The following is a 23887-nucleotide window of genomic DNA, read 5'->3' on the forward strand; positions in this document are numbered from 1 at the left end:
TTTTCTTTCTTTTAAAACCAAGTTGACAAATAAGAATAATATGTTTATTCTTAAGGTAGCTTCACCTACTTCCATAAACTCTCTTTTGGCAGGGCATTCTATGGCTCTGTCCTTTTTATTGCTTTCATCTTACAAAAATAAACGCTTGATCACATGTGCCTTATTCACTAGGAAACATTCTCTTCTTTTACCAAAAACAGTTCTTTTGGCGCATCTTGAAAAAACACCGTTCATTTCCTGGGAAATTCAATAAAAAAAGCCTTTCCCCTGTACTGAGGAAAGGCTTCCTTACTTATGAACCGTACGTAATTTGTTCGACAGTTTTTTGATCAAGTCTTTTGATCACTTCTGTTAAAAGCTTCACTGCATTTTCATAATCATCTCGGTGAATCATTGCAGCATGGGTATGAATATATCTGCTCGGAATTCCGATAGATAGTGATGGAACACCATGACCCGTTAAATGAATACCGCCAGCATCTGTCCCGCCGCCAGGCATTGAGTCATATTGATAAGGAATGTTCAGCTCATCCGCTGTTTGGACAACAAAATCACGAAGTCCTTTATGAGAGACCATTGAAGCATCAAAGACAACAATCGTTGGGCCTTTGCCAAGTTTGCTTGTTGCTTCTTTCTCAGTGATGCCTGGTGTATCTCCTGCCACACCTACATCAATGGCAAATCCAATATCAGGCTGAATCGTAGCCGCTGCTGTTTTGGCTCCGCGCAGGCCTACTTCCTCTTGGACAGTTGCGACGCTGTAAGCAATATTCTCATGCTGAGCATTGTGTAAGTTTTTCATGACATCAATGGCCACTGCACAGCCAATGCGGTTGTCCCATGCTTTTGCAAGGAGCATTTTTTCATCATTCATGACTGTAAACTCAAAGTAAGGAACGATTTGATCTCCAGGCAGCACACCCCACTCCATTGCCTGTTCTTTGCTTGACGCCCCAATATCAATAAACATATCCGTAATCTCAATTGACTTTTTGCGAGCTTCAGGTGACAAGACGTGTGGTGGTTTTGAACCAATGACCCCTGTGATCTCACCCTTTTTCGTCACAATGGTGACACGCTGAGCGAGCATGACCTGTGACCACCATCCGCCGACTGTTTGAAAACGAATGTAGCCTTTGTCATCAATTTTTGTCACCATGAATCCTACTTCATCTAAGTGACCTGCGAGCATAATTTTAGGCCCGTTTGCGTTTCCTTCCTTTTTAGCGATCAAGCTGCCAAGGCGGTCTGTAGAGACTTCATCTGCATATGATTCTATGTATGTCTGCATGACTTTTTTGACATCACGTTCATTTCCTGGGATCCCTTTTGCATCCGTTAGGTCTTTCAGCATAGTTAATGTTTGATCTAGCTTTGTCATTCCATTTATCCTCCTTTATCTTCATGGTGCATTCTTATTATACAAAACCTCTTTCGTTCAATACGATCTTTTTATGAATATTTTTTCGTTTTACGAAATATTTTTTTAAAAAAAGTTGAAACCTTTTGGCGTTTTCATTCGTAGTACATCAGATAACGGTATTGGAGGTGCATCCTGTCATGTTTGTAATCCTCATGAGACTAGCTCTTGTTGCACTGCTTGTCTACATCTTCTACATGGCGGTAAAATTCTTCTCAAATCCGAGAAGAAAGCTGAAACAAGCACAATTAAAAGAAGGCTTTTATTTTATGGACGAACAGCAAAATGCGCGCAAAAACTTTAATTTCGTCTATAAAGGTGTCTTGTTTGAAGGGGAGAAGCATGTTCCTTCTAAGGATCATCCTCTGTTTGTCCACTCCATTTACGTTTGGACGGAGTCACCTGAGAAGCTGAGTGAATTTACATTAGAAGACTTTGAAAAACTAGAGGAAAACATTATCGAGCGTTATCCTCAAACCAAAATTGATTGGGATCAGCCCATTAAAAAAATCAAACAAAAAAAAGGAGCAGACACGCCGTCCTGATGGCGTCTGCTCCTTTTTCAAATAACTTGGATATATCCCAATAGGATCAACTGCAAAATCATTAATACAGGCATGCCGATTTGAAAGGCAGGATGCTTTGTTTTATGCCGGAAATACTGCATTCCTAGATACGATCCAGCGGCGCCAAAAAGCACCGCAGCACTCCATAAATGCGCCTCTGAAATTCTCCATTTATGTGCTTTGGCACGTCGTTTGTCCTCACCCATGAGAAAAAAGCCGTAGCCATTCATTAAAATAAGCAGCAGGATCAAAGCCATATTCATTCATTTCACCTCACATGATGAGAAAAAAAAGATCACCCCTCGAAGGAATGATCTTTTATAAAACTTACTTGTCTAGTTGTGCTTTTGCAGCATCAGCAAGCTGATTGAATGCATTTAGGTCATTCACAGCAAGGTCAGCAAGCATTTTGCGGTTTACTTCGATACCAGAAAGCTTTAAGCCATGCATTAAACGGCTGTAAGAAAGACCGTTCATACGAGCTGCAGCGTTGATACGAGTGATCCATAGTTTACGGAAGTCACGTTTTTTCTGACGACGGTCACGGAAAGCGTAGTTTCCAGATTTCATCACCTGTTGGTTTGCTACTTTGTATAATCTATGTTTTGAACCGAAATAACCTTTTGCTAATTTAAGAACCTTTTTACGACGCTGACGCGACACAGTTCCGCCTTTTACTCTTGGCATTGTAATTCCCTCCTATGATTCCTATTCCAAATTACTTAATGTTTGCAAGTTGTTGTTTGATACGTTTGAAATCTCCAGCACTTACGATTGCGCTCTTACGCAATTTACGTTTTTGCTTTGTAGATTTGTTAGCGAACAAGTGACTTGTGTACGCATGAGAACGTTTAAGTTTACCAGAACCTGTTTTTTTGAAACGTTTAGCAGATCCGCGGTGAGTTTTCATTTTTGGCATTGGATGTTTCCTCCCTCTGTTACTTTACTTTTCGACTTTTGGTGCAAGCATGAGGAACATGCTGCGTCCGTCCATCTTAGGTTTTGTTTCTACTGTTGCTACTTCAGCGCAAGCTTCAGAGAAACGGTCTAACACGCGCTGTCCGATTTCTTTATGCGTAATCGCACGGCCTTTAAAGCGGATAGAAGCTTTCACTTTATCTCCCTTTTCAAGGAATTTGATTGCATTACGGAGCTTCGTGTTAAAATCATGTTCATCGATTGTCGGGCTCAACCGAACTTCTTTTAAGCTAATGATTTTTTGATTCTTACGTGCCTCTTTTTCCTTCTTCTGCTGTTCGAATCGGAACTTACCATAGTCCATGATTCGGCAAACAGGTGGTTTTGCATTTGCAGCAACTAACACAAGGTCAAGATTAGCTTTAGCAGCAATTTCCAGAGCTTCCTGGCGGGTTTTAATCCCAAGCTGATCGCCATTTTGTCCGATCAAACGAACTTCACGCGCACGAATACCTTCATTAACTAATTGATCTTTGCTAATAGTGAGCCACCTCCATGAGATTTTGAATTGAGTTCACAATTCATTTTGACCATTTCGTTGTATGTTTTACAGGCAAACAAAAAGTGTGGGCATATAAAACACCCACACTGCGAACATTTGCATGAAAAAATAAATGTACGGTCAACCTGTCAACTACAAACATGTGTCAATCAGGTGAGAAGCGGGTGCTTCTGCTTGTGATATCTATTCAATTCGTTAACTATTCTACACAATTTTCATTTGTCCGTCAAGTAACCGAACTCTTGAAACAACTTTTTCAGTGTAACATGATGAGACGAATTGGGCAAGACTTTTTCACACAATGACGCCATCAAAGAATCAATTGCATAAAGATCGGGATGACGATAACTGTCACAACCCCTACGACCACAACGGCGATACTTGCCATAGCTGCTTCTACTTCTCCCATCTCAATTCCAACAGAAACCCCAAGCGCATGTCCTGATGTACCAAGTGCAAGACCTTTTGCCACTGGGTTTTTAATGCGAAACAATTTTAAGAAGAAGGCACCTAGTGCATAGACAATGACGGCATTAAATATGACCGCAAAGGCTGTGATATCTGCAATTCCGCCAATATCCTTTGCAATCGGGAGAGCAATCGCTGTTGTCGCTGCTTGTGGAAGCATGCTTTTCATCACAGCCGCATCTAAATGAATTCCTTTTGCTACGAGGTATACGATCGTAATGGAACAAAGTGAACCTACAAAAATAGCGGATAAAATTTGCCACCAATATTTTTTAAGCAAGGCTCTTTGCTTATAAAGCGGGATAGCGAAAGCAATCGTGGCAGGCTCTAAGAAAAATTTGATAATCTTGCCGCCCTCATTATAATCTGCGTAGGAAAAACCGCCAACTTTCAAAAATAAAATGCCCAGTACCATCGCCACAAACAGCGGGGTGAACAAGAAGAAACCTTTTGATTTTTTAAATAAGAATGTCCCTATTCCAAAAGCGACTAATGAGACGACAATGCCAAAATAAGGACTCATTGTACTTGTACCCATTTTGCATCTCTCCTTTAATGCGTACTTGAAGCTGGTTTATTTGAATGAGAAGGAGCAGATTTACTCTCCTTTGTCTCTTTACGTTTCTGCGGTCTTTCTGATAATTGCATGAGAAGCTGTGAAAACAGCCCTGTCGCTGCAAGTAACATAATGGTTGCAATGATAATGACGCCGACTACTTGCACACCTACTTCTTGCATGACACCTAGTGATTGAATAACTGAGATCCCAGAGGGAACAAATAGAAAGCTAATGAGTCCTGTCAATGATGTACCTAATTGCTCCACCTGCTCCAGTTTGACGATTTTCGTTGTTAACAAAACAAATAATAGAACCAAACCAATAACGGATGCGGGCATCGGAATCGGTAAATACATTGAAATGAGATTAGAAACGAACATTACAGTTGCAAAAATAAATGCTTGAGATAGAAATCCATAAACTTTCGTGGCACTCATGCCCCTTCACCTCTTTCTTCGACTGCCCTCAGTATAAGGCATGAAATAAATGAATGAAGCGTTTACAATAAAACTCGCTGAATTCAATGACTGAAATGCAAAAAACGAGTATTGAAATACAAACAAAAAAAGCCCTCCTACTCTAGCAGGAGTGACTTCTTTAATTCTTTGGCATATGTGCGGCTGACAGGAATGATGGACCCGTCTGTCATATGCAGATTGTACGTCGAATTAAACCACGGCTGTACTTCTTTCATATGAGAGGTATTCACGATATAGCTGCGATGGACCCTCATAAAGTAAGCCTCAGGAAGTTTCTTTTCAATGACCACCAGCGGTTCTGTGACCTCATACATGTGATCCTTTGTTTTCACAACCTTTTTCCCCTCGCTGAGTCCTACATACATGATCTCTTCAACTTGCAGGATCACAATTGAGTCATCAACTGAGATCGCTAATTTTTGCTGTTGGGGTATTTTCTCATCTGACAGCTGGTGCTCTTGCGTTTCAACAGATTTCCATTTTTTAAACTTTTGAATGGTCTGGAGCAGCCGCTCTTCATCAAATGGTTTTGTTAAATAATCAAGCGCACTTACCTCAAACGCCTTCAGAGCATATTGATCAAAGGCTGTAGCAAATACAACTGCTGGCGGATCAGACATCCGGTTGAGCCTTTTAGCAATATCAAATCCATTCTCACCAGATAAATCAATGTCTAAAAAGAGCAGATCCGGCTTCTGATCGACCATCCGATCAAAAGCAGATTCTATATTTTCTGCTTCCTCTATTTGAACCTCCTCTTTCGTTCTTCGTAATAAGTATTTTAATTCATCTCTTGCTAACACTTCATCATCTACGATTAATACCTTTATCAACGAGAATCATCCTTTTTTACATAATCCATTGGAATGCGAAATGAGATGTCAGTGCCTTGGTCACTATGAATCGATAAAGCAGCTTGTCTACCAAAAATCCCTCTTAACCGCTGATCTAAATTAAAAAGAGCTGTCCCTGTTCCTTCTAGTGATTCGACAGGCGCTTTTAATAGTTGAGCCATCTTATCATCTTCAATTCCCTGCCCATTATCTGTTACTTTCATATAAACATGCCCATCTTTCATCAAAGCGGATACGATGACTTCACAATTTGTTTGATGTTTAGGAAAAGCATGTCTCACAGCGTTTTCAACAAGCACCTGAATCACAAAGGGCGGAATCATCACCTGCTCCAGCTCCTTTTCAATTTGAAAGGTCACATGGTACTTATTTGGAAATCTTGCTTGTTCAAGTGACAAATATGCCTCCACATGCTGAATCTCTTTATGCATTGGAATCAGCAGCTGGCGGGCACCTTGCATATTGGAGCGAAAATAAATACTTAGCTGCAGCAGCAGCTTCCTTGCCATCTCCACATTGGTTCTGCATAAAACAGAGATGGTATTAATGGCGTTAAATAAAAAGTGCGGGTTCACTTGTGCTTGAAGGGCTTTGATCTCTGCATCTTTTAGCAGGCGGCTCTGGGTTTCCGCCTCTCCAAGCTCAAGCTGTGTGGAAAACAGCATCGCCAAACCTTCTGCAAGCTCCTCTTCCACCCTGCTTAATCCGACCGGAGAATTGAAATACATTTTTAACGTCCCGATCGTTTGACCGTTAGAAGTGAGCGGCAGCACGATGGCGGCTTCAAGAGGGCAATGAGCGACGGAACAATTGATTTCGCCCTTCGAATGTGCCTTCATAATCTTGCCGCTCATCAAGACTTGTTTCGACAGCCCCGTAATCAAGCTTTTAGATGGAATATGATGATCTGTTCCATCTCCGACATGTGCTAAAATCTTTTCTGTATCTGTTAAGGAGACTGCATCTGTTTCAGTCAACCGATGAATGATCTCCGCCACACTTTTACAAGACTGTTCATTTAACCCTTGGCGGAAAAAAGGCAGTGTTTGATCGGCGATCAAAAATACACGATGCGTCTGCATCGCCTTTGCCTGCTCTTCTTGCCGAATGACTGACTGTAAAATAGATAAAAAGATAAAGCTGCCGATTCCATTCACAAGAATCATCGGCAGGGCAATGATACTGACAAGCCCCCATGCATCCGCAAATGGCCTTGCAAACAGAAGGATAATGATCATCTGTAATGATTCCATCGCCACACCAAAAAAAGCTGCTTGGCGAGGTGTCACCATCCGATTCCTCCGCTTAAACCTGCTGCCGACATAACCTGCAATGACACCGGCTAAAATGGAAGAAATCGCACAGCTGAGCGCGGTGCTTCCCCCAAGGGAATAGCGATGAATTCCAGCTAAAAGCCCTGCGCCAATCCCTACAAACGGCCCCCCGATCAAACCGCCCATTTCGATCCCCATAATTCTCGTATTGGCGATAGAACTTGACGAGCCGAGATGATAAGAAAACTCATGATTCATGACAATTTGCTGCTGGATTTCAATTCCTGTGTAATTGCTGATAATGCTAAAAGAAGCAAAAATGAAGATAAGGATTGCCTTTTTTTGAAATCCTTGATTATGAAGCAATAGATTGCGAAAGCCCTTCACATGGGCAAGTACAAATCCTAGAATAACGATGATCCCTACACGCTCGATCATCATGATAATTAAATGAAGCAAACCGGCCACCTCAAATGATGTATGTCATATCTACTGTCTTTCTATTCTATCATGTGCGGTCAATGATCAAAGATCTCTCAAATCTTTTCTTTATTGGCCTCTTCTTCTATTGTAAAATGAACATGAGCCTGTCACTTGCAATTGAAGGTAACACATACATAACAAGGGAGAAGATCATGAAAGCCGTATTTTTCGATTTAGATGATACTTTGCTTTGGGACGAAAAAAGCATTCACACAACTTTTCAGGAAACTTGCCGGGAAGCGGAAAAGAAATATGGACTCGATCCAGAATCGTTTGAACAGATTGTACGTGAAGAAGCAAGAAAGCTGTACTCTTCCTATGAAACATATGATTATACTGTCATGATCGGCATTAATCCTTTCGAAGGACTGTGGTCCAATTTTAGTGAACCGATTAGCGAAGGCTTTCAAAAGCTGAACGCCATTGCACCAGAATATCGCAAAAATGCTTGGACCAATGGCTTAAGGGCAGCGGGAATTGACGATGAGGCATTTGGACAATATTTGGCTGATTTCTTTGCAGCAGAGCGTAGGAAACGCCCATATGTCTATGAAGAAACATACCCTGTTTTAAACCGCCTGAAAGGCAGCTACGAATTGCTCCTTTTAACAAACGGAGATCCTAGCCTTCAAAAGGAAAAACTTGCAGGTGTTCCTGAGCTTGCTCCTTATTTTAACGAGATTGTGATTTCAGGGGATTATGGGAAAGGCAAGCCTGATCCAGGTATCTTTGAGCACTGCCTTCAGCTGTTAAACTTAACAAAAGACGAAGTGATCATGGTTGGAGATAATCCAAAAACAGATATTCTCGGAGCATCTCGTGTAGGTATCCAAACCGTTTGGATCAACCGTCATGGCAAGAAAAATGAAACAGATGTGACGCCTGATTATGAAATCAAAGACTTACATGAATTGTTTGATATATTAAAATAGAACAAAAAAACACCCTTCTCCTGACGAGATTGGGTGTTTTTTATTCACAGAGCTAAATGATTGCTGCTAGACTTTGCGCTTGCCGGTCTAAGCCACGTGCTGCTTCTCCTACAATGATGAATTCCTCGCTTGCCTGCTTTACAAGATCCCGGTTTGTAAACACAGTTGTCTTCGCCCGGCTTGTTCCGCTGCTGACCTTCTCTACTTCTGCATGGATCGCCTTCACATATTGATCTACCTTGATGATCGCTTCTTTTGAATTTGTCGCAAGCTTTCGAATTTCTGCTGCCACTACACTAAAGCCATTTCCATAGGAACCCGCATGGGCCGCTTCTATTGCCGCATTTAAGGCGAGTAGCTGGGTTTGCGAAGAAATACTGTTAATGGTTGCCGCAATGGAGCTGATGGACTCTACCTGCTCCGTTAATCCTTTTAGCAAGCTCATATTTTGATCGGTTTCGTTTGCTATATGATTAAAGGAGGCATTGACACTTTGGCTATGCTGAATGCCAACTTCTGCTCGTTCCATTAATTTCGCAGACATCTCCTTTAAGTCTTCTACAACCTGTTTCATCGAGAGTTCTCTCTCCGTAATATCTGTCGCCACTTTCACAACACCCACTACGTTTCCTTCTTCATCTCGAACAGGTGAATATGTCGCTTCGAGCCATAAGCTGCTGCCGTTTTTTGTGATCCGTTGTACTTTTTCCTGAAAGACTTGACCTTCTCTCAAACGCTTCCAAAACATGTGATAGCTTTTGTGTTCTGTAATATGCCGAGGACAAAACTGTCTATGTTTAAGACCGATCATCTCTTCTTTTGAATAACCCATGGCTTTAGCAAAAATATCGTTCACCCATAGAACTTCACCTGTCACATTAAATTCAATCATTGCCAGCGAGTGCTCTAATGCACGAAAAACAGCTGATTGCTCCAATACTTGTGACGATAAAGAGTTTATTGTTTGCTTCATCGATTTCATTCCCCCAATTTGTCTCAAACCAATAGTACATACTTACCCTTACTTTTGTACTATCTAAACGTCTCTTTTTAGGAATTGGATCACTAGTGGAGGAAGTTTTCCAAAAAGAAAAAAGCCAGTGATCTAAAAAGAATCACTGGCTGCTTCATTATTTTTTTGCTTCTGCTACTGCATGTTTCACAAAGGCTTCAAGATCCATTGTTTCTGAATCTTGTTCCCCGTATTTTCTAACATTGACAGCGCCATTTTCTGCTTCTTGATCTCCGACAACAAGCATGTACGGAATCTTTTGCATTTGCGCTTCTCTAATTTTGTATCCGATTTTTTCATCACGGCTGTCAAGCTCTACACGAAGACCTTCAAGCTGTAAACGTTCTTGTACTTTTTTTGCATAGTCTAAATGAACAGACGGTGAAACCGGGATGACTTGGAATTGTACAGGTGCCAGCCATGTTGGCAGAGCTCCTTTGTATTCTTCAATTAAGAAGGCAACGAAGCGTTCCATTGTAGAAACAACGCCTCTATGAATGACGACTGGACGATGGTGCTTTCCATCTTCTCCGATATATGTGAGATCGAAGCGTTCTGGAAGTAAGAAATCAAGCTGTACAGTGGATAATGTCTCTTCTTTTCCAAGAGCTGTCTTCACTTGTACATCAAGCTTCGGACCATAAAATGCTGCTTCGCCTTCTGCTTCATAATAATCGTGGCCAAGCTCGTCCATTGCATCCTTCAGCATCGATTGTGCTTTATTCCACATCGCATCGTCATCAAAATACTTCTCAGTATCTTCTGGATCACGGTAAGATAAGCGGAATGTGTAGTCATTCAAGCCAAAGTCTTGATACACTTCTTCAATTAAGCGAACTGTACGGATGAACTCGTCTTTGATTTGATCTGGACGAACAAAGATGTGTGCATCGTTTAATGTCATACCGCGGACACGCTGAAGGCCGGATAAAGCACCTGACATTTCATAGCGGTGCATTGTACCAAGCTCTGCAATACGAATTGGCAATTCGCGATAGCTGTGCGGCTCGTTTTTGTAAATCATCATATGGTGCGGACAGTTCATCGGACGAAGAACAAGATCTTCGTTGTCCATTTCCATCACGGGGAACATGTCTTCTTGATAATGCGCCCAGTGTCCTGATGTTTTATACAACTCAACACTCGCAAGAACTGGTGTGTACACATGCTCATAGCCAAGACGCACTTCTTTATCGACAATGTAACGCTCAATGACGCGGCGGATCGTTGCGCCTTTTGGCAACCAAAGCGGAAGACCTTGACCAACCTTTTGGGAATTCGCAAACAGCTTCAGCTCTTTTCCAAGCTTACGGTGATCGCGCTCTTTCGCTTCTTCAAGCAGACGTAAGTGCTCATTTAAATCTTCTTTGCTGAAGAAAGCTGTTCCGTAAATACGCTGAAGCATTTGGTTGTTACTGTCACCTCTCCAGTATGCACCTGCAAGGCTTAACAGTTTAAATTCTTTGATTTTCCCTGTAGACGGCAAGTGAATACCGCGGCAGAGGTCAAAGAATTCACCCTGCTCATAAATCGTCACAGCTTCACCTTCTGGAATCGCCTCTAACAGCTCAAGCTTCAACTCATCACCAATCGCTTCAAAGCGCTTTTTCGCTTCTTCTCTTGATACTTCAATTCGCTCAATTGGAAGATTGCTGTTAATGATTTTCTTCATTTCTTTTTCAATCTTTGGTAGGTCTTCAGGTGTGATGGCAACATCAATGTCCACGTCGTAGTAGAAGCCATTTTCGATGACAGGACCTACGCCAAACTGAACGTGATGCTCTTTTCCATAAAGGCGTTTGATCGCCTGCGCTAGCAAATGGGCTGTGCTGTGGCGCATAATGTCGAGTGCTTCTTCACTTTTATCTGTGATGATCTCGATTGTTCCACTTTCTAATAGCGGCGTACGCAGATCTATTTCTTTACCGTTCAATTTACCGGCAAGTGCTTTTTTCTTTAGGCCCGGGCTAATTGATGCCGCGATGTCTTCTGTTGTAGCTGTTTTGTCAAACTCCTTGACTGCTCCATCTGGAAATGTAAGTTGAATTTGTTCTGACATCTCTGGTCACTCCTTTTTTTGGCAATATAAAAACCCCGCCCCCTGGAAAGGGACGAGGTTGAATAAACGGAATCGTGGTTCCACCCTTTTTCCCGTATTTGCAACTTGCTTTTCATAAGCAAATACGGCTTGCGGTTCGATAACGGGAATTCCCGTCAGCCATTACTAAAAAGTTCACAGCTGATGTTCAAAGGTGGTAAAGCAAATGGTCCTCTGCTAGGAAGCTTTCAGCCGCGGCTTCCCTCTCTTTAAGCGGGTGTTCATTTGTTCATGTCCTTATCAATACGGTCTCTGTATGAAGTTACACCGTATTATAAAACGTTTTTTCGTGAAAATCAAGAAAGCTTTTCACTTTTCTTGTCGAAATGGTCATGTACAAATTGAACATTCTGCTCTTGGAATGAATGAGACGGGAACACCTCGACCCTTTCTTGAAAAATATTTTGAATAGTTTGCACCATCGAGTGACCTGTATCATTTGTAAACAGGTCAATTTTTTGCGGTGCAATGGAGACAAGCGGTGCAATCAGCTGCGAATCAATATACATTGGATGCTCTCTTACAAACTGTCTGTCTATGTATTGTTTTTGATCACGCTCAGAAGCGTAGCGAAATTCCCAAATCACCAGGCGGTCCTGATGCACAACATGTACTTTTTCGAGCCTAGGCTCTCTTGCCATCACATAGTCTCGAAGCGATTGAATGAAGTTTTGATACTCTTGCTCCATTTTGTATTCTTCAATGGACACTTCAACATAGTTCTTCAGCCTTCGATCATACTCTGACAGCCTAAATGTCATAAATGAACCAATTGAAAAAACACCTTGCTGTAAAGAAATTGCCTCAAGCTCCTTTTTTAAAAGGGCTTCTCTTGACGGATCTTGCTGAATGCCGGGAATATCATCTAAGTCCCCGTTCATGATACTGTGAGCGATGGAAAGAATTTGGTGCTGCTCTTCAGGATCTTTAAAAAAATAAGTGTTTTCAAGGATGCTGCGCATGCGCTCATTTTCTTTGCATTCCAAAAAAAAGTGAACCAATAATGGCCGCACAATGTGCTCAAGTGCTTCTTCTGATTCCTTCGCCTCTATAAGAAGCCGGTCTTTCCCTTGTTGAATTGACATGTGATGCCGACTGTCCAAGTGTTCAGCAAGATGTAAAAAAGCGGCGGTATCATATTCATCTTCAAAGATTATTTCAAGCATGTTTGTCCCCCCTAACGACATCTGTTACATATATATGGGGGAAACATAAAAAATAGACGCCTAAAATAAATCAGGCATCTTTCTTTTTAAAATGAGTGGAACGGAGATAAAGATCAAATAAATCAAACAAACAACCACTAAGGCGGCATAATTGCCGCTGACAAAGCTTGAGCCGAGAACATTTAACGCAATTGTACCCGGTATTAAGCCTAAAAAGGTGGCTGCCACAAATGCACGATAATTTGCACGTGAAGCGGCTGCCGCATAGCTGACAAAATCAAAATGAATCGGTGCAATACGCAATAACAAAATATAAAGAAATCCATGCTCCTGAATGCGGGACGTCACCGCTTTCAGCTTTCGGCTGTTTGATTCCGTTTCCTTCTTTTTTGCACGAAAGGTTGACGCAATCATGAAGGAGCCTGTTGCCCCGGCTGTAGCCCCAATGAGGGCATAAATCGTCCCAAGGACACTGCCGAATGCCAAACCTGCTGCCAGCGAAAAGACCGTAATCGGGACGAGAACAAACGGGCGAAAAAGAGATAAGAAAAGAAAAACAAAGGGAGCCAGTATCCCAAATTGAAGCACCCAATTCTTCACATCTTTCGGCGCGAGCTGAAGATGCTGTTTATTCAGCCACCACAGCGCAGCAGCAAGAATGCCAATCACGAGAAAAAGCAGCCATTTTCTTTTGTTCATTTCATTTGCTCCTCCTTCAAGTGACATACGCTTTTATAAATGACGGCGGTTTTCTCCTTCGAGCAAGACCGGCTCTGCTAAATAGAGAATCCGTTCCATTAAACGGGCGGCTTTGACCTCTTCTTTTTCCCCGCGCTGTGAGTACGTAAAGTGATGCTTCAGCTCATTTGGTGAGAAATTAGAAGAGAAAAACGTCGGCAGCTGCTCTGCCATACGGTATTGTAAGATCGTACCGAGAAGCTCATCCCGCACCCAGCTTGTCATCGATTCTGCCCCAATATCATCAAGCATTAAAATCGGGGTGGATTTGACCATATTCAGCTTTTCTTCTAGCGTATGATCAGCTAACGAATTTTTTAACTCTCTTACAAATTCAGGCACGTAAACAAGGAGAGATGGGTATTCTTTCTCCGCTAGCTGCTGCGCAATAGCTGCCAGTATATACGTTTTCCCCACTCCAAATTTTCCGTGTAAATACAAGCCTTTTCCTTTTCCAGTCTCATCATAGCTTTGGAGGAATTGACCTACTTTTTGGATGACCTCTTGTCTTCCCACAACGTTCAGATCAGCGAACGTCGCTTGAAGGACATTTTGCGGAATATACATGCTTTTCATCAGCTCTTGCTGTTTTTTCTGTCTATCGAGCCGCAGCTTGACTGGGCAAGGGGAATATTCAATATCAATACTCTGACCTTTGATCACAAGCTTCGGGTGATACCCATCTAAAATGGCATTGACGTTTTCGTCATCTAAGCAGTAAGAGCAGCCCTTCGACTGCTGCACATATTCAAAGAGCCGGTTCAAGCTGCGATTGATCATGTCTTCATGTATCTCTTCTTGATGCTTCTGTAAAAAGGCCTTCACATCTTCATCAGATAACACACTTTCTTTAATCTGATTGTATCTCACGCGAAAATCTACTCGTCCTTTTAGCTGTTCAAATGAACGACCGATCGGTTTCATCCCATCTCACCTCACCTTAATGTGCATTGTACTTTTTCATATTTTTAAACTGATCTAACAGTTTTTCTTTTTCTCGTTCGAGGTCTTCTGTAGACAGATTGTCCGTTTGCTCTTTTGCCGGCTGTTCTTTTGTTTCGGTTTCTTTCATCCAGTCAGGCAGTTTCTCTTCCCTGACGACTTTTCCTGAACCATATGTGCTGCGCTGCTTTTTCTGCTGCGCCCACTCTGTCATTTGTCTGTTCTCTTCTTTGGCAATTTTCATCGCCGCGGCAACGGTTTTGATTTTCTTTCTTACCCAATGAGCGGCGATTTTTTGCATGTATGTTTTCGACAGCTTCATATCTGTTTTGAGTAAGGTATAGTAGATGAGAACATTCATGACACCTGGCTCTAGCTGCTGCTCGAGCATGATATCTTCGACAATTCTTAAGTCAGCATATGTTGGCTCAATGCCATCTGCCATGTCTTTTAGCAGCTCTCTAGGCGAAATATGATCCAGCTTTTCAATCAATTTTGCATCTGGAGTATCCGCTGCCGGCGTCTTTGAAGCATCTTGTCGCAAGTGTCTTGGCTGTTTTTGATCAATCAGCTTTGGCTGTTCGCCTCTGTATTCAATTTGGTACCAGTCTCTTGCTGCTTTTCTCAGCTCTTCTGTTGAGATCATTTGATCCGAACCGCATGCACCTGCCACAATATTTTGCATTTGAAGCGGGGTGATGCCGTATACAACAGCTAACTTCTTAATTGTTTCTTTTACCTGCTTTGTCAAAGCCTTTCTTGGAATCATCATGTCAGACATACCCGCTAACAATAGATCGAAATCGAAGGATTCGTCTGAGAGCGGTGCCGGCTGACTCGATCCAACAGTCACATATTCATAGCCTTGATCAAGCGATGTCGCCTGATGAATCTCTTCTGTCATCTTGCGTTCGCCTGGCTGCAATACGTGAAAGACTTCTTCAAACGACCGTGAAATGTTCTTTGCTTCTGCAGGAACACCTGGGTAAGAGAAATAATCACGAAGCTGCATATATTTTGCTTTCTCTACACGATGGTACAGCAGGACATTCAGCATACCATCTTGGAAAAATTCATCCGGTCTTAGCGGCGGTACAAGCTCATATGTAAACAGTCTGCCTTCTTCCGTTTCCTGTTCATATGTGCGGAGTAAGCCGATCGCTTCAAGCTTTAAACGTTCCTCAAAAATATCATTTAAATTCGTCTGCAGCATGACCATGAGCTGCCGATGAGGTGCAGGTTTTCCCCACATACGATTTTGTTCCAGCTCTCCCCACAGCGTCATGTATAAGCTGAAAGCGGACATGCCAATAAGCGGCTGATATAAAAGAGTGATGAGCTGTCTATCGATGTCACCGAGCAATGAAGCGCTTTTGACGACATACGGATCGACGGCTAGCACTTCCTTCCAATGCTCTGTCATATGCTGATCCTCCCCATGAATTGCGATTGTTTCCATTGTACACTCTTTTTGCGTTTTACGCTTTACGCAGGAAAAAGAGCATGAAGAATCTCCAGCTCTTTTTAGCGTTCTTTCTTTAATAGATCTTTTAATTCATCAATAAAGACATTGATGTCTTTAAACTGCCGGTAAACCGAGGCAAACCTAACGTAAGACACTTCATCAATTTTCGCCAGCTCGTCCATCACCATTTCACCTACAAGCTCGCTTTTTACTTCTGACATGCCTTGATTGCGAAGTTCTTTTTCGATATTAAAGCAGACATCCTCCAGCTGCTTTAAAGCGACAGGACGCTTTTCACACGCTTTGATGAGTCCTCTCAGCATTTTTTCGCGGCTGAATTCTTCTCGAATCCCTTCTTTTTTCACCACAATTAGCGGTAATTCTTCTAATTTCTCAAACGTCGTAAAGCGATATTGGCAGCTTTCGCACTCTCTTCTACGACGGATGGATTTCCCCTCATCTACTGGTCTTGAATCAAGCACCCTTGTGCCAAGGTGCTGACATGTGGGACATTTCATATCATCAGCTCCGATCTATTCTTGGAAGTTGTTTGTCTAGTTCATCATAAAGGGACAGAACGGTCTTCTGGCTATAGCCGAAATCTGTTGGCAGGGCCGTTTCTGTTGTTACATTAAAATCGACAGCTGTTTCAAAAGGACGAATTGAAATGACAGTCGCCACGAGAAAGGCTTTTTTCGGCAATCGTATGTTTGCACTGATTTCACCTCGTTCTGCTGAAACAGATGTCACTTGATAGGAATCGTTTCGGGAAAGAATGGCTTCCACCGCTTGAAAAACTTGTGCATTCGTCGATTTGTAGTAATGGCTTTTCAGTTCTGACACTGGATGCTCGTCAGATGTTTCTGTATGGTTTGACATGAACCGTTTAAAATTTTGTCTTAAAATCATACACGTATCCCCTTTGCCATAATGCCTCTTTCTTTATTTTATAAAAAAAACCTTTGTTTTCCTAGAACAAAAGTATAGACAAGCTGGGGAATGTTGGATTTTTTCTCAAATAAATATAAAAAGGAGCATAACACAAAGGCATCTAATGCTTTTGGCCAGCTCCCATTGCAATCTTTTTTATGTTTACAGTGCTTTGGCTTGTGCCTGTTTTACTTGTACAGGACCCATGCCTCGAGGAATTTCGATGTTTTCTCTTGTTTCAGCACCTAATTCATCTCCGATATGATCTGCTGCAATATTCGGATCTAGGTCGCCGCAAGTATAAACATCTATGCTCGCATAACCATGTTCAGGAAAGCTGTGAATTGTCAGATGAGATTCAGAAATAATGACAACTCCACTTACTCCTTGAGGTGCAAATTTGTGAAAAGCAACCTCTCTTACCTCAGCTCCTGATTTCAAAGCTGCATTTACAAACGTTTTTTCAATAAAATCCATGTCGTTCAGTTTATCACAGTCGCATCCCCATAGCTCGGAGATAACGTGACGTCCGATTGTTTCCATCATGGACCCCCCTTTAAACAAGAATGAAAGAGTGAAGTTCTAAGCAGCCGGACCGGACATATACCACGGGGGAAAGTTAGTCCTAAGAGGTCCTAACCCTTTAAGTATACCCGAATGAGTCTGCGAACAAGAAGTTCACGAAAAATAGTATACTTTGTTTAGACCCATTTTGCAAGCTGTGTTTTTAGTGGGATTTTCTCTCATTTCTTGAAAAGGGACGATCGTCTTCTTCATTTCAAACAGCAGAAAGCTCTTTCATCTGTGCGCCGACAAATTTCACAAGATCAACCACTCGGCATGAATAACCCCATTCATTGTCATACCATGCAAGAACTTTTACTTTTCTCCCTTCCATTACCATCGTTGTCAATCCATCAACGACTGCTGAATAAGGGTTCGTGTTAAAGTCGGTAGAGACAAGCGGCTCATCTGTGTAATCTAAAATACCAGCAAGAGATGTTTTAGATGCATTCGAGAAGGCTGCATTGACTTCTTCTGCTGTGACATCTTTTTTTAGGTCTACCACAAGATCCACCATCGACACATTGGAAACTGGCACGCGAAGTGCAAGCCCATGCAATTTCCCTTTCATGTGCGGAAGCACTAAAGAAAGCGCTTTAGCGGCACCTGTCGTAGTTGGAATAATGGACTGAGCACATGCTCTTGCCCGGCGCAGATCCTTATGCGGGTTATCGATATTTTTTTGATCATTTGTATAAGCATGAACCGTTGTCATTAAACCGTTGTCGATGCCAAATTCATCATCTAACAGTTTCACAACTGGTGCTAAACAGTTTGTTGTACAAGATGCGTTTGAAATAATGACGTGCTTTTCAGGATCAAGATCATCCTCATTGACACCCATCACAATTGTAATGTCTTCATTTTTACCTGGAGCTGTTAGAACGACTTTTTTCGCTCCGGCATCTATATGGCCCATCGCTTGATCTTTTGAATTAAATTTACCTGTTGCTTCAATGACGATATCAATTCCAAGCTCTCCCCATGGAAGCTGCTTTGGGTCTCTATTATTAAGCAAAAGCACTCTTTTGCCATTTACAATCAAGGCGTCATCTTCTGCTGTCACATCACATTCGTAACGTCCATGATTTGTGTCATATTTAATTAAATGTGCTAGCGTTTCGGCAGGATAGCTTGCGTTCACCGCTACAATTTGAATTTGATCATCAAGCATTGCTTTTCTGAAGACCATGCGTCCAATTCTGCCAAACCCATTGATCGCTGCTTTTACCTTCATGAACAGGTCACTCCTCTATTATGTGTTATACTCAATAAATTTATTTATGAAATTAGTATATCACATTAGAATGTAATTGCCAGTATATAAACGTATATTTTCTAAAAAGGGCTGTTCTTTTCAAAGGAAATTAGAATAAAGCATAAAAAAAGAAGAGTACGTGTATGTACTCTTACTTATCTGTATGTTCCCATTCATTTAATATGTTTTGCAATTGCTTTCTGATAAAAGCAAGATCTTGTGTGTTCTCTATCACGCGGTCTGCTTTTTTACATTTCTCCTCAAGAGACTTCTGAGAGTGAATACGATTCAGCGCTTCTTCCTCGCTGAGGTCATTTCGATTCATGAGCCGCGACAGCTGCAATTCAGGAGTTGTATACACCACAATGATGCGGTCGACGAGGCTTTCCAGCTGACTTTCAAATAAAAGCGGGATATCGAGGACAACGAAGGTTTCTTGCTGACTAACCCCTTCATCTCTCTGTTTGAGCATTTCCTTTCTCACTTCAGGATGAACAATCGCATTCAGCTGCTTTCTTTTCTCTTCATCAGAAAAAATGATGGCTCCAAGCTGCTTCCGGTTCAGCTCCCCATTTGGCAGGAGAACATCCTCGCCAAAGGTTTGAACGATTTGTTGAAGAGCTGGTGTTCCTTTGGCAACAGCTTCTTTTGCAATGACATCTGCGTCCACGACCCGGATGCCCTGCTCTTTTATCATTTGCGAGACAGTGCTTTTTCCAGTAGCAATCCCGCCTGTTAATCCAATGACAAGCGTCAATTGATTTCCTCCTTTACAGCTTCCACACCCCAATTAAAATGAGCAGAAGCCCTGGTAAGCATGCAAGTTTATCGATCCAGCGCCAATTTGCCAAGTAATGGCCAGAACGAAGCCCGATACACACAAAGAGTGAGCTCATCACGGCCACAGTGATACTCATGACAATTGGAGAAAAGCCTAGAATCGCAGCGCCAATCCCTGCGCCAAATGCATCAATGGATAAAGCAATCCCAAGAAGCACCGCTTCTATTCCATTGATCGTCCCAGAACGGTCAATATCTGCGCTTATCGGCTTTCGCAAAATTTGAATGACAAGACCAAGTGACTGCACTTCCACATTGAGCAATGTCTTTTCATGAAGAAGCAAATCACGCTCTTTCGCTGGTTTGTAAAATTGATAAAGGACCCAAAGTCCAATGGCTATCAAAATGCCTCCACCAAGTTTATCTGTCACTGAGACAGGGAGGAATGTCGTCAGCAGGCTGCCAATCAGCATAGAAATGAGCAGCACAATCCCTGAACAGCATGCAATAATGACAATCGCTTTAAATGGAATCTTCATTTTACGAAGTCCATACGTAAAGCCTACAGAAAAGCTGTCAATGCTGACTGCAATAGCTAAAAACAGGAGCGAAATCGAAATCATACCTGAACTCTTCCTTTCTGTTCATGCAACGATGATCAAGAGTCTCTAAGCGTCCTTAGACTCTTCTTCACTATATGAAGAGCAGGTGGGCTGTGTGTCAGTCTACACCTTGCTGAAAAATGAATGTTTTTTATCGTATGCACAGCAAAAAGGAAGCATGCTGATGGCTGATTTTTATTGAGGACGTTTTTGGCAGGTCACACAAAAATGTGTGCCGCGCCCTCCGACTACTGTTTTCTCAATGATGCTTCCGCATGTTTGACAAGGCTCTCCCCGCCGGTCATACACAAGAAGCTGCAGCTGAAATGTTCCAATATCACCTTGTGAATTGATATATGAGCGAATCGTGCTTCCTCCTGCATCTACCGCTACTTGAAGTGTATCGATAATATGCCTGTGAAGTACTTTACACGATTCAAGGCTGAGCCGATTCGCTTTTGTTTCTGGATGAATGCCTGCTTTAAACAGAACCTCATCTACATAAATATTACCTAATCCCACGACAATCTTTTGATCAAGCAGCGCTGTTTTGACCACGCGGGATGTTTTTTTCAATTGCTCCCATAAATATTCTGGACTGAATTGATCATCAAAAGGCTCATACCCCAGCTGTGAGAGCGGGAGTTCCTTTTCCTCTTCACCCGGCTGAAATAAATGCATCGTGCCAAATTTTCGCACATCATGATACCGAAGCTCAGTACCATCTGTAAATGTAAAGACGACGTGTACATGTTTATCGTATGGCTCATGCGCTTCATGTACACGGTATTTCCCTTCCATCCTTAAATGGGAGACCATTACGTAGTGGTCTAAATGAAAGAGCAGGAACTTTCCTCTTCTTTCAATGGTTTGTATCGTTTCTCCTACCATCCTTCTTGCGAACTCTTCCGGCTCCCCAGGACGTTTGATGATATTTGGCCATTTGATATCGACCGTTTCAATCGTTTTTCCTTCGACTAACCGCTTGAGTGTGCGCCGGACGGTTTCAACTTCTGGTAATTCCGGCATGCTCCTCGCTCCTTTTTCTCTCTCTATTATTTTGCGTCGTACCAAGATGGGCCTGAAGCAAAATCAACTTTTAGCGGCACATCTAGCTGAAGTGCATTTTCCATGACTTCAGGGACAATTTTTTCGAGTATGGCAATTTCTTCTTTCGGCGCTTCGAAGATCAATTCATCGTGCACCTGTAATAAAAGATTTGCCTGCAAGTTTTCTTCTTTTAACTTACGCGCCATATCAATCATGGCTTTTTTAATAATATCAGCTGCACTGCCTTGGATTGGTGTGTTCATGGCTGTTCTTTCCGCAAAGCTTTTGATATTAAAATTGCGGCTGGTGATATCCGGGATATACCGTCTGCGTTTGAGAAGCGTCGTGACATATCCTTTTTGTTTCGCTTCCTGCACAATCTCTTCCATATAGGTTTTCACGCCTTTAAAGCTTGTTAAATAGCGTTCGATAAAGGCAGCTGCTTCTTTTCTTGTGATCCCAAGATTTTGAGATAATCCATAGTCACTGATTCCATATACAATTCCGAAGTTGACAGCCTTGGCTTGTCTTCTCATAGAGGAAGTCACTTCTTCTTCTGAAACATGGAACACATCCATCGCTGTTTTCGTGTGAATATCCATATCTTGCGTAAACGCTTCGATCAAATTCTCATCCTGAGAAATATGAGCGAGTACACGCAGCTCAATTTGTGAATAGTCAGCAGCAAACATAAGCCAGCCTTCTTTTGATGGAACGAATGCTTGACGAATCTTCCGTCCTTCCTCTAAACGAATTGGGATGTTTTGCAGGTTTGGATCTGTTGAGCTTAGTCTTCCTGTTTGCGTGAGCGCTTGATTAAATCGTGTATGCACTTTATGTGTATCCTTGCGCGTTACCTTCATTAAGCCTTCCACATAGGTCGATTGCAGCTTTCCAATTTGGCGGTAATGCAGAATAGACCGAATGATTTCGTGCTTATCTTCTAGCTTTTCAAGAACATCCGCAGATGTCGAGTAGCCTGTTTTTGTCTTTTTAATAATCGGCAGACCTAATTTTTCAAAAAGAATCACGCCAAGCTGTTTAGGAGAATTGATGTTAAACGTTTCTCCTGCTAAGCGGTGAATGGTTTCTTCATATTCTTTCAGCTTTTTCGCTAACTCTTCACCCATCTTCTCTAGGCGCTCAATATCTACCTTTACGCCAAGTGATTCCATTTCACCTAAGATGAGGGCAAGCGGCAGCTCTAAGTCTTCATACAGTTCATGTTGATCATTTTTTTCTAGTGCTTCAAGTGTTAAGTCATGCAGAGCAGAGATCGCCGCTGCTTTTCGCCCAAGATGTTCCTTCAGTTCATCTTCAGGTGGAATCGCCTGCTTTGCTCCTTTTCCGTACACTTTTTCATCAGAAAATGCGATGTTAAGACCGTATTCCTTCGCCACACTTGCGACGTCCTCATAGGATTTCTGAGGATTGACGACATAGGAAGCGAGCAGAACATCGTTATCGACACCTTTTAGATCGACATCATGCCATCTGAGGGCGACAACTGCTCTTTTTGAATCGAAGACCCATTTCTTCTTCGTTTCATCCTGTACCCATTGTTTAAATGCATCTGATTGAAGTGCATCTTCTTTCGTGATAAAAAACGCACCGTTTTCATTATGGATCGCAAAACCGATCAAATCCGCTTCATGATAATTATCTCCAAGCTGTTCTACCACAAGGGCGGCATGATCTGTCAGCATCTCATCCGTTACATCGGTCATTTTTTTCACTTCTAATGCTTCAACTTCGACCTGTTCACCTGTTTCTGGTGCTTCTCCTAGTCGCTCTAGCAGCGTTTGAAAGCCTAGTTCTTTATAAAGAGAGATCACTTGATCCATATGAGGACCTTCATATGCGAGATCCTTGCTTGATACATCAATTGGCGCTTCTACAAGAATCGTTGCGAGTTGTTTACTCATCACCGCTTGCTCTTTATATTCTTCAAGCTTTTCTTTGAGTTTTTTACCGCTGACTTCGTCAATATGTTCAAGCAGGTTTTCTACCGTTTCAAACTGCTTTAACAATTTTATCGCTGTTTTTTCCCCTACACCCGGCACCCCTGGGATATTATCTGAGGAATCTCCCATCAAGCCTTTCATATCGATGATTTGATCTGGGCGCAGACCATATTTTTCTTCAATATGAGCCGGTGTGTAATATTCTACTTCTGTAATGCCTTTTTTCGTAATCGCCACCGTCGTATGGTCTGTTGAGAGCTGCGTCAAGTCCTTGTCTCCTGAGAAAATTTTGACTTCAAAGCCGTCTTTTTCTGCCTCCACAGCCAATGTACCGATAATATCGTCAGCCTCATATTGAGGAAGCTCGTACCTTTTCACCTGATAGGCATCTAATAGTTCACGGATGAAGGGCATTTGTTCTGATAGCTCTGGCGGCGTTTTTTGTCTTCCGCCTTTATATTCTTTAAATGTCTCGTGGCGGAATGTTGTTTTTCCCGCATCAAATGCGACGAGCATATGGGTTGGCTTCTCGTCCTCGAGCATCTTCATTAAGATCATTGCAAAGCCATAAATGGCATTTGTATGGACGCCTTTATCATTTGATAATAGCGGCAAAGCAAAAAAAGCTCGATAAGCGAGACTGTTTCCATCCACTAGTACTAATTTCTTTTTGTCTGTCATGTTTTAATCCTCCATCGGCTGAGCCATTTCAGCCGTCTCTTTCACACATTGTATCATCATTTTATCAAAGTTTATTTTGAAAAGAAAATAGTCAAACCTGCATAAAAAAAGGGACGAAAACT

At 42.1% G+C, this 23887-nt stretch carries 25 protein-coding genes and 2 other annotated features; of the genes, 2 read left to right on the top strand and 23 right to left on the bottom strand.

Translation table 11 applies throughout. The features are described from left to right. Nucleotides 1-292 precede the first annotated feature (292 nt). Complete coding sequence (locus ACP69X_RS13705) at nt 293-1381, bottom strand: M42 family metallopeptidase (RefSeq protein WP_024425723.1); 1089 nt, start codon at nt 1379-1381, stop codon at nt 293-295. Between the two features lie 179 nt (nt 1382-1560). Here ACP69X_RS13705 and ACP69X_RS13710 point away from each other — a divergent pair, with 179 nt between their 5' ends. Next, a complete protein-coding gene (locus tag ACP69X_RS13710) occupies nt 1561-1965 on the top strand; it encodes a hypothetical protein (protein WP_024426127.1) in 405 nt (134 codons plus the stop codon). 17 nt (nt 1966-1982) lie between these two features. Here ACP69X_RS13710 and ACP69X_RS13715 read toward each other — a convergent pair whose 3' ends face one another. From ACP69X_RS13715 to ACP69X_RS13750, 8 genes are all read right to left on the bottom strand, one after another. Beyond that, entirely contained in the window at nt 1983-2249 is a 267-nt protein-coding gene (locus ACP69X_RS13715) for a DUF1294 domain-containing protein (protein WP_041086554.1), read from the bottom strand. A gap of 64 nt (nt 2250-2313) precedes the next feature. Next, a complete protein-coding gene (gene rplT, locus ACP69X_RS13720) occupies nt 2314-2673 on the bottom strand; it encodes a 50S ribosomal protein L20 (protein ID WP_007501659.1) in 360 nt (119 codons plus the stop codon). Between the two features lie 31 nt (nt 2674-2704). Further along, on the bottom strand, nt 2705-2905 hold the full coding sequence (rpmI, locus tag ACP69X_RS13725; RefSeq protein ID WP_003216324.1) for a 50S ribosomal protein L35: 201 nt from the start codon (nt 2903-2905) through the stop codon (nt 2705-2707). Between the two features lie 24 nt (nt 2906-2929). Beyond that, nucleotides 2930-3445, bottom strand: coding sequence for a translation initiation factor IF-3 (gene infC, locus ACP69X_RS13730; protein WP_024425720.1), 516 nt, complete (start codon nt 3443-3445; stop codon nt 2930-2932). 71 nt (nt 3446-3516) lie between these two features. Further along, nucleotides 3517-3648 (bottom strand) — a sequence feature (ribosomal protein L20 leader region). 128 nt (nt 3649-3776) lie between these two features. Further along, the gene (gene lrgB / locus ACP69X_RS13735; RefSeq protein WP_024425719.1) at nt 3777-4472 is read right to left on the bottom strand and encodes an antiholin-like protein LrgB; all 696 of its coding nucleotides are present in this window, start codon (nt 4470-4472) and stop codon (nt 3777-3779) included. A gap of 14 nt (nt 4473-4486) precedes the next feature. Then, the gene (gene lrgA, locus ACP69X_RS13740; protein ID WP_024425718.1) at nt 4487-4930 is read right to left on the bottom strand and encodes an antiholin-like murein hydrolase modulator LrgA; all 444 of its coding nucleotides are present in this window, start codon (nt 4928-4930) and stop codon (nt 4487-4489) included. Nucleotides 4931-5067: 137 nt separating this feature from the next. After that, nucleotides 5068-5805: a LytR/AlgR family response regulator transcription factor gene (locus tag ACP69X_RS13745; RefSeq protein WP_041086557.1), complete on the bottom strand. Its 738-nt coding sequence runs from the start codon at nt 5803-5805 to the stop codon at nt 5068-5070. After that, on the bottom strand, nt 5802-7559 hold the full coding sequence (locus ACP69X_RS13750) for a sensor histidine kinase (RefSeq protein ID WP_041086559.1): 1758 nt from the start codon (nt 7557-7559) through the stop codon (nt 5802-5804). The genes ACP69X_RS13745 and ACP69X_RS13750 overlap by 4 nt, the downstream gene beginning before the upstream one ends. 176 nt (nt 7560-7735) lie before the next feature. Between ACP69X_RS13750 and ACP69X_RS13755 the strand changes: the two genes are divergently transcribed. Continuing rightward, the gene (locus tag ACP69X_RS13755; protein WP_041086561.1) at nt 7736-8515 is read left to right on the top strand and encodes an HAD family hydrolase; all 780 of its coding nucleotides are present in this window, start codon (nt 7736-7738) and stop codon (nt 8513-8515) included. 52 nt (nt 8516-8567) lie between these two features. Here the strand turns inward: ACP69X_RS13755 and ACP69X_RS13760 are convergent, their stop codons facing one another. From ACP69X_RS13760 to polA, 14 genes are all read right to left on the bottom strand, one after another. Beyond that, nucleotides 8568-9488, bottom strand: coding sequence for a methyl-accepting chemotaxis protein (locus ACP69X_RS13760; RefSeq protein WP_041086563.1), 921 nt, complete (start codon nt 9486-9488; stop codon nt 8568-8570). 157 nt (nt 9489-9645) lie between these two features. Beyond that, nucleotides 9646-11586 carry a threonine--tRNA ligase gene (thrS, locus tag ACP69X_RS13765; RefSeq protein WP_024426134.1) on the bottom strand — a complete coding sequence of 647 codons (1941 nt, stop codon included), beginning with the start codon at nt 11584-11586 and terminating at the stop codon, nt 9646-9648. A 45-nt stretch (nt 11587-11631) separates the two neighbouring features. Next, nucleotides 11632-11878 (bottom strand) — a binding site (T-box leader). Nucleotides 11879-11921: 43 nt separating this feature from the next. Further along, nucleotides 11922-12791, bottom strand: a complete 870-nt coding sequence (gene ytxC / locus ACP69X_RS13770) for a putative sporulation protein YtxC (protein WP_041086566.1) — start codon at nt 12789-12791, stop codon at nt 11922-11924. Between the two features lie 60 nt (nt 12792-12851). Continuing rightward, nucleotides 12852-13490 carry a TVP38/TMEM64 family protein gene (locus tag ACP69X_RS13775; RefSeq protein ID WP_039183253.1) on the bottom strand — a complete coding sequence of 213 codons (639 nt, stop codon included), beginning with the start codon at nt 13488-13490 and terminating at the stop codon, nt 12852-12854. A 33-nt stretch (nt 13491-13523) separates the two neighbouring features. Continuing rightward, nucleotides 13524-14453 (bottom strand): primosomal protein DnaI, encoded by a 930-nt coding sequence (dnaI, locus tag ACP69X_RS13780; protein WP_024425710.1) that lies wholly within the window; start codon nt 14451-14453, stop codon nt 13524-13526. Nucleotides 14454-14469: 16 nt separating this feature from the next. Next, nucleotides 14470-15894, bottom strand: a complete 1425-nt coding sequence (locus ACP69X_RS13785) for a replication initiation and membrane attachment family protein (protein WP_058838328.1) — start codon at nt 15892-15894, stop codon at nt 14470-14472. A gap of 101 nt (nt 15895-15995) precedes the next feature. Then, nucleotides 15996-16454 carry a transcriptional regulator NrdR gene (gene nrdR / locus ACP69X_RS13790; RefSeq protein ID WP_003216720.1) on the bottom strand — a complete coding sequence of 153 codons (459 nt, stop codon included), beginning with the start codon at nt 16452-16454 and terminating at the stop codon, nt 15996-15998. Nucleotides 16455-16458: 4 nt separating this feature from the next. Continuing rightward, nucleotides 16459-16845 carry a hypothetical protein gene (locus ACP69X_RS13795; protein WP_047202651.1) on the bottom strand — a complete coding sequence of 129 codons (387 nt, stop codon included), beginning with the start codon at nt 16843-16845 and terminating at the stop codon, nt 16459-16461. A gap of 183 nt (nt 16846-17028) precedes the next feature. Next, a complete protein-coding gene (gene speD / locus ACP69X_RS13800; protein ID WP_003216492.1) occupies nt 17029-17409 on the bottom strand; it encodes an adenosylmethionine decarboxylase in 381 nt (126 codons plus the stop codon). A gap of 235 nt (nt 17410-17644) precedes the next feature. Further along, the gene (locus ACP69X_RS13805; protein WP_024425707.1) at nt 17645-18667 is read right to left on the bottom strand and encodes a glyceraldehyde-3-phosphate dehydrogenase; all 1023 of its coding nucleotides are present in this window, start codon (nt 18665-18667) and stop codon (nt 17645-17647) included. Between the two features lie 172 nt (nt 18668-18839). After that, entirely contained in the window at nt 18840-19445 is a 606-nt protein-coding gene (coaE, locus tag ACP69X_RS13810) for a dephospho-CoA kinase (protein ID WP_426052751.1), read from the bottom strand. A gap of 13 nt (nt 19446-19458) precedes the next feature. After that, nucleotides 19459-20091 carry a sporulation membrane protein YtaF gene (gene ytaF, locus ACP69X_RS13815; protein WP_041086572.1) on the bottom strand — a complete coding sequence of 211 codons (633 nt, stop codon included), beginning with the start codon at nt 20089-20091 and terminating at the stop codon, nt 19459-19461. Between the two features lie 174 nt (nt 20092-20265). After that, nucleotides 20266-21099 carry a DNA-formamidopyrimidine glycosylase gene (gene mutM / locus ACP69X_RS13820; protein WP_075611752.1) on the bottom strand — a complete coding sequence of 278 codons (834 nt, stop codon included), beginning with the start codon at nt 21097-21099 and terminating at the stop codon, nt 20266-20268. A 26-nt stretch (nt 21100-21125) separates the two neighbouring features. Next, nucleotides 21126-23765, bottom strand: a complete 2640-nt coding sequence (polA, locus tag ACP69X_RS13825; protein WP_041086577.1) for a DNA polymerase I — start codon at nt 23763-23765, stop codon at nt 21126-21128. Between the last annotated feature and the right edge of the window lie 122 nt (nt 23766-23887).

Source organism: Bacillus sp. DC4300-2b2 (genome assembly GCF_049895685.1).
In the GTDB taxonomy this organism is placed as follows: Bacteria; Bacillota; Bacilli; order Bacillales; family Bacillaceae; genus Bacillus; species Bacillus safensis.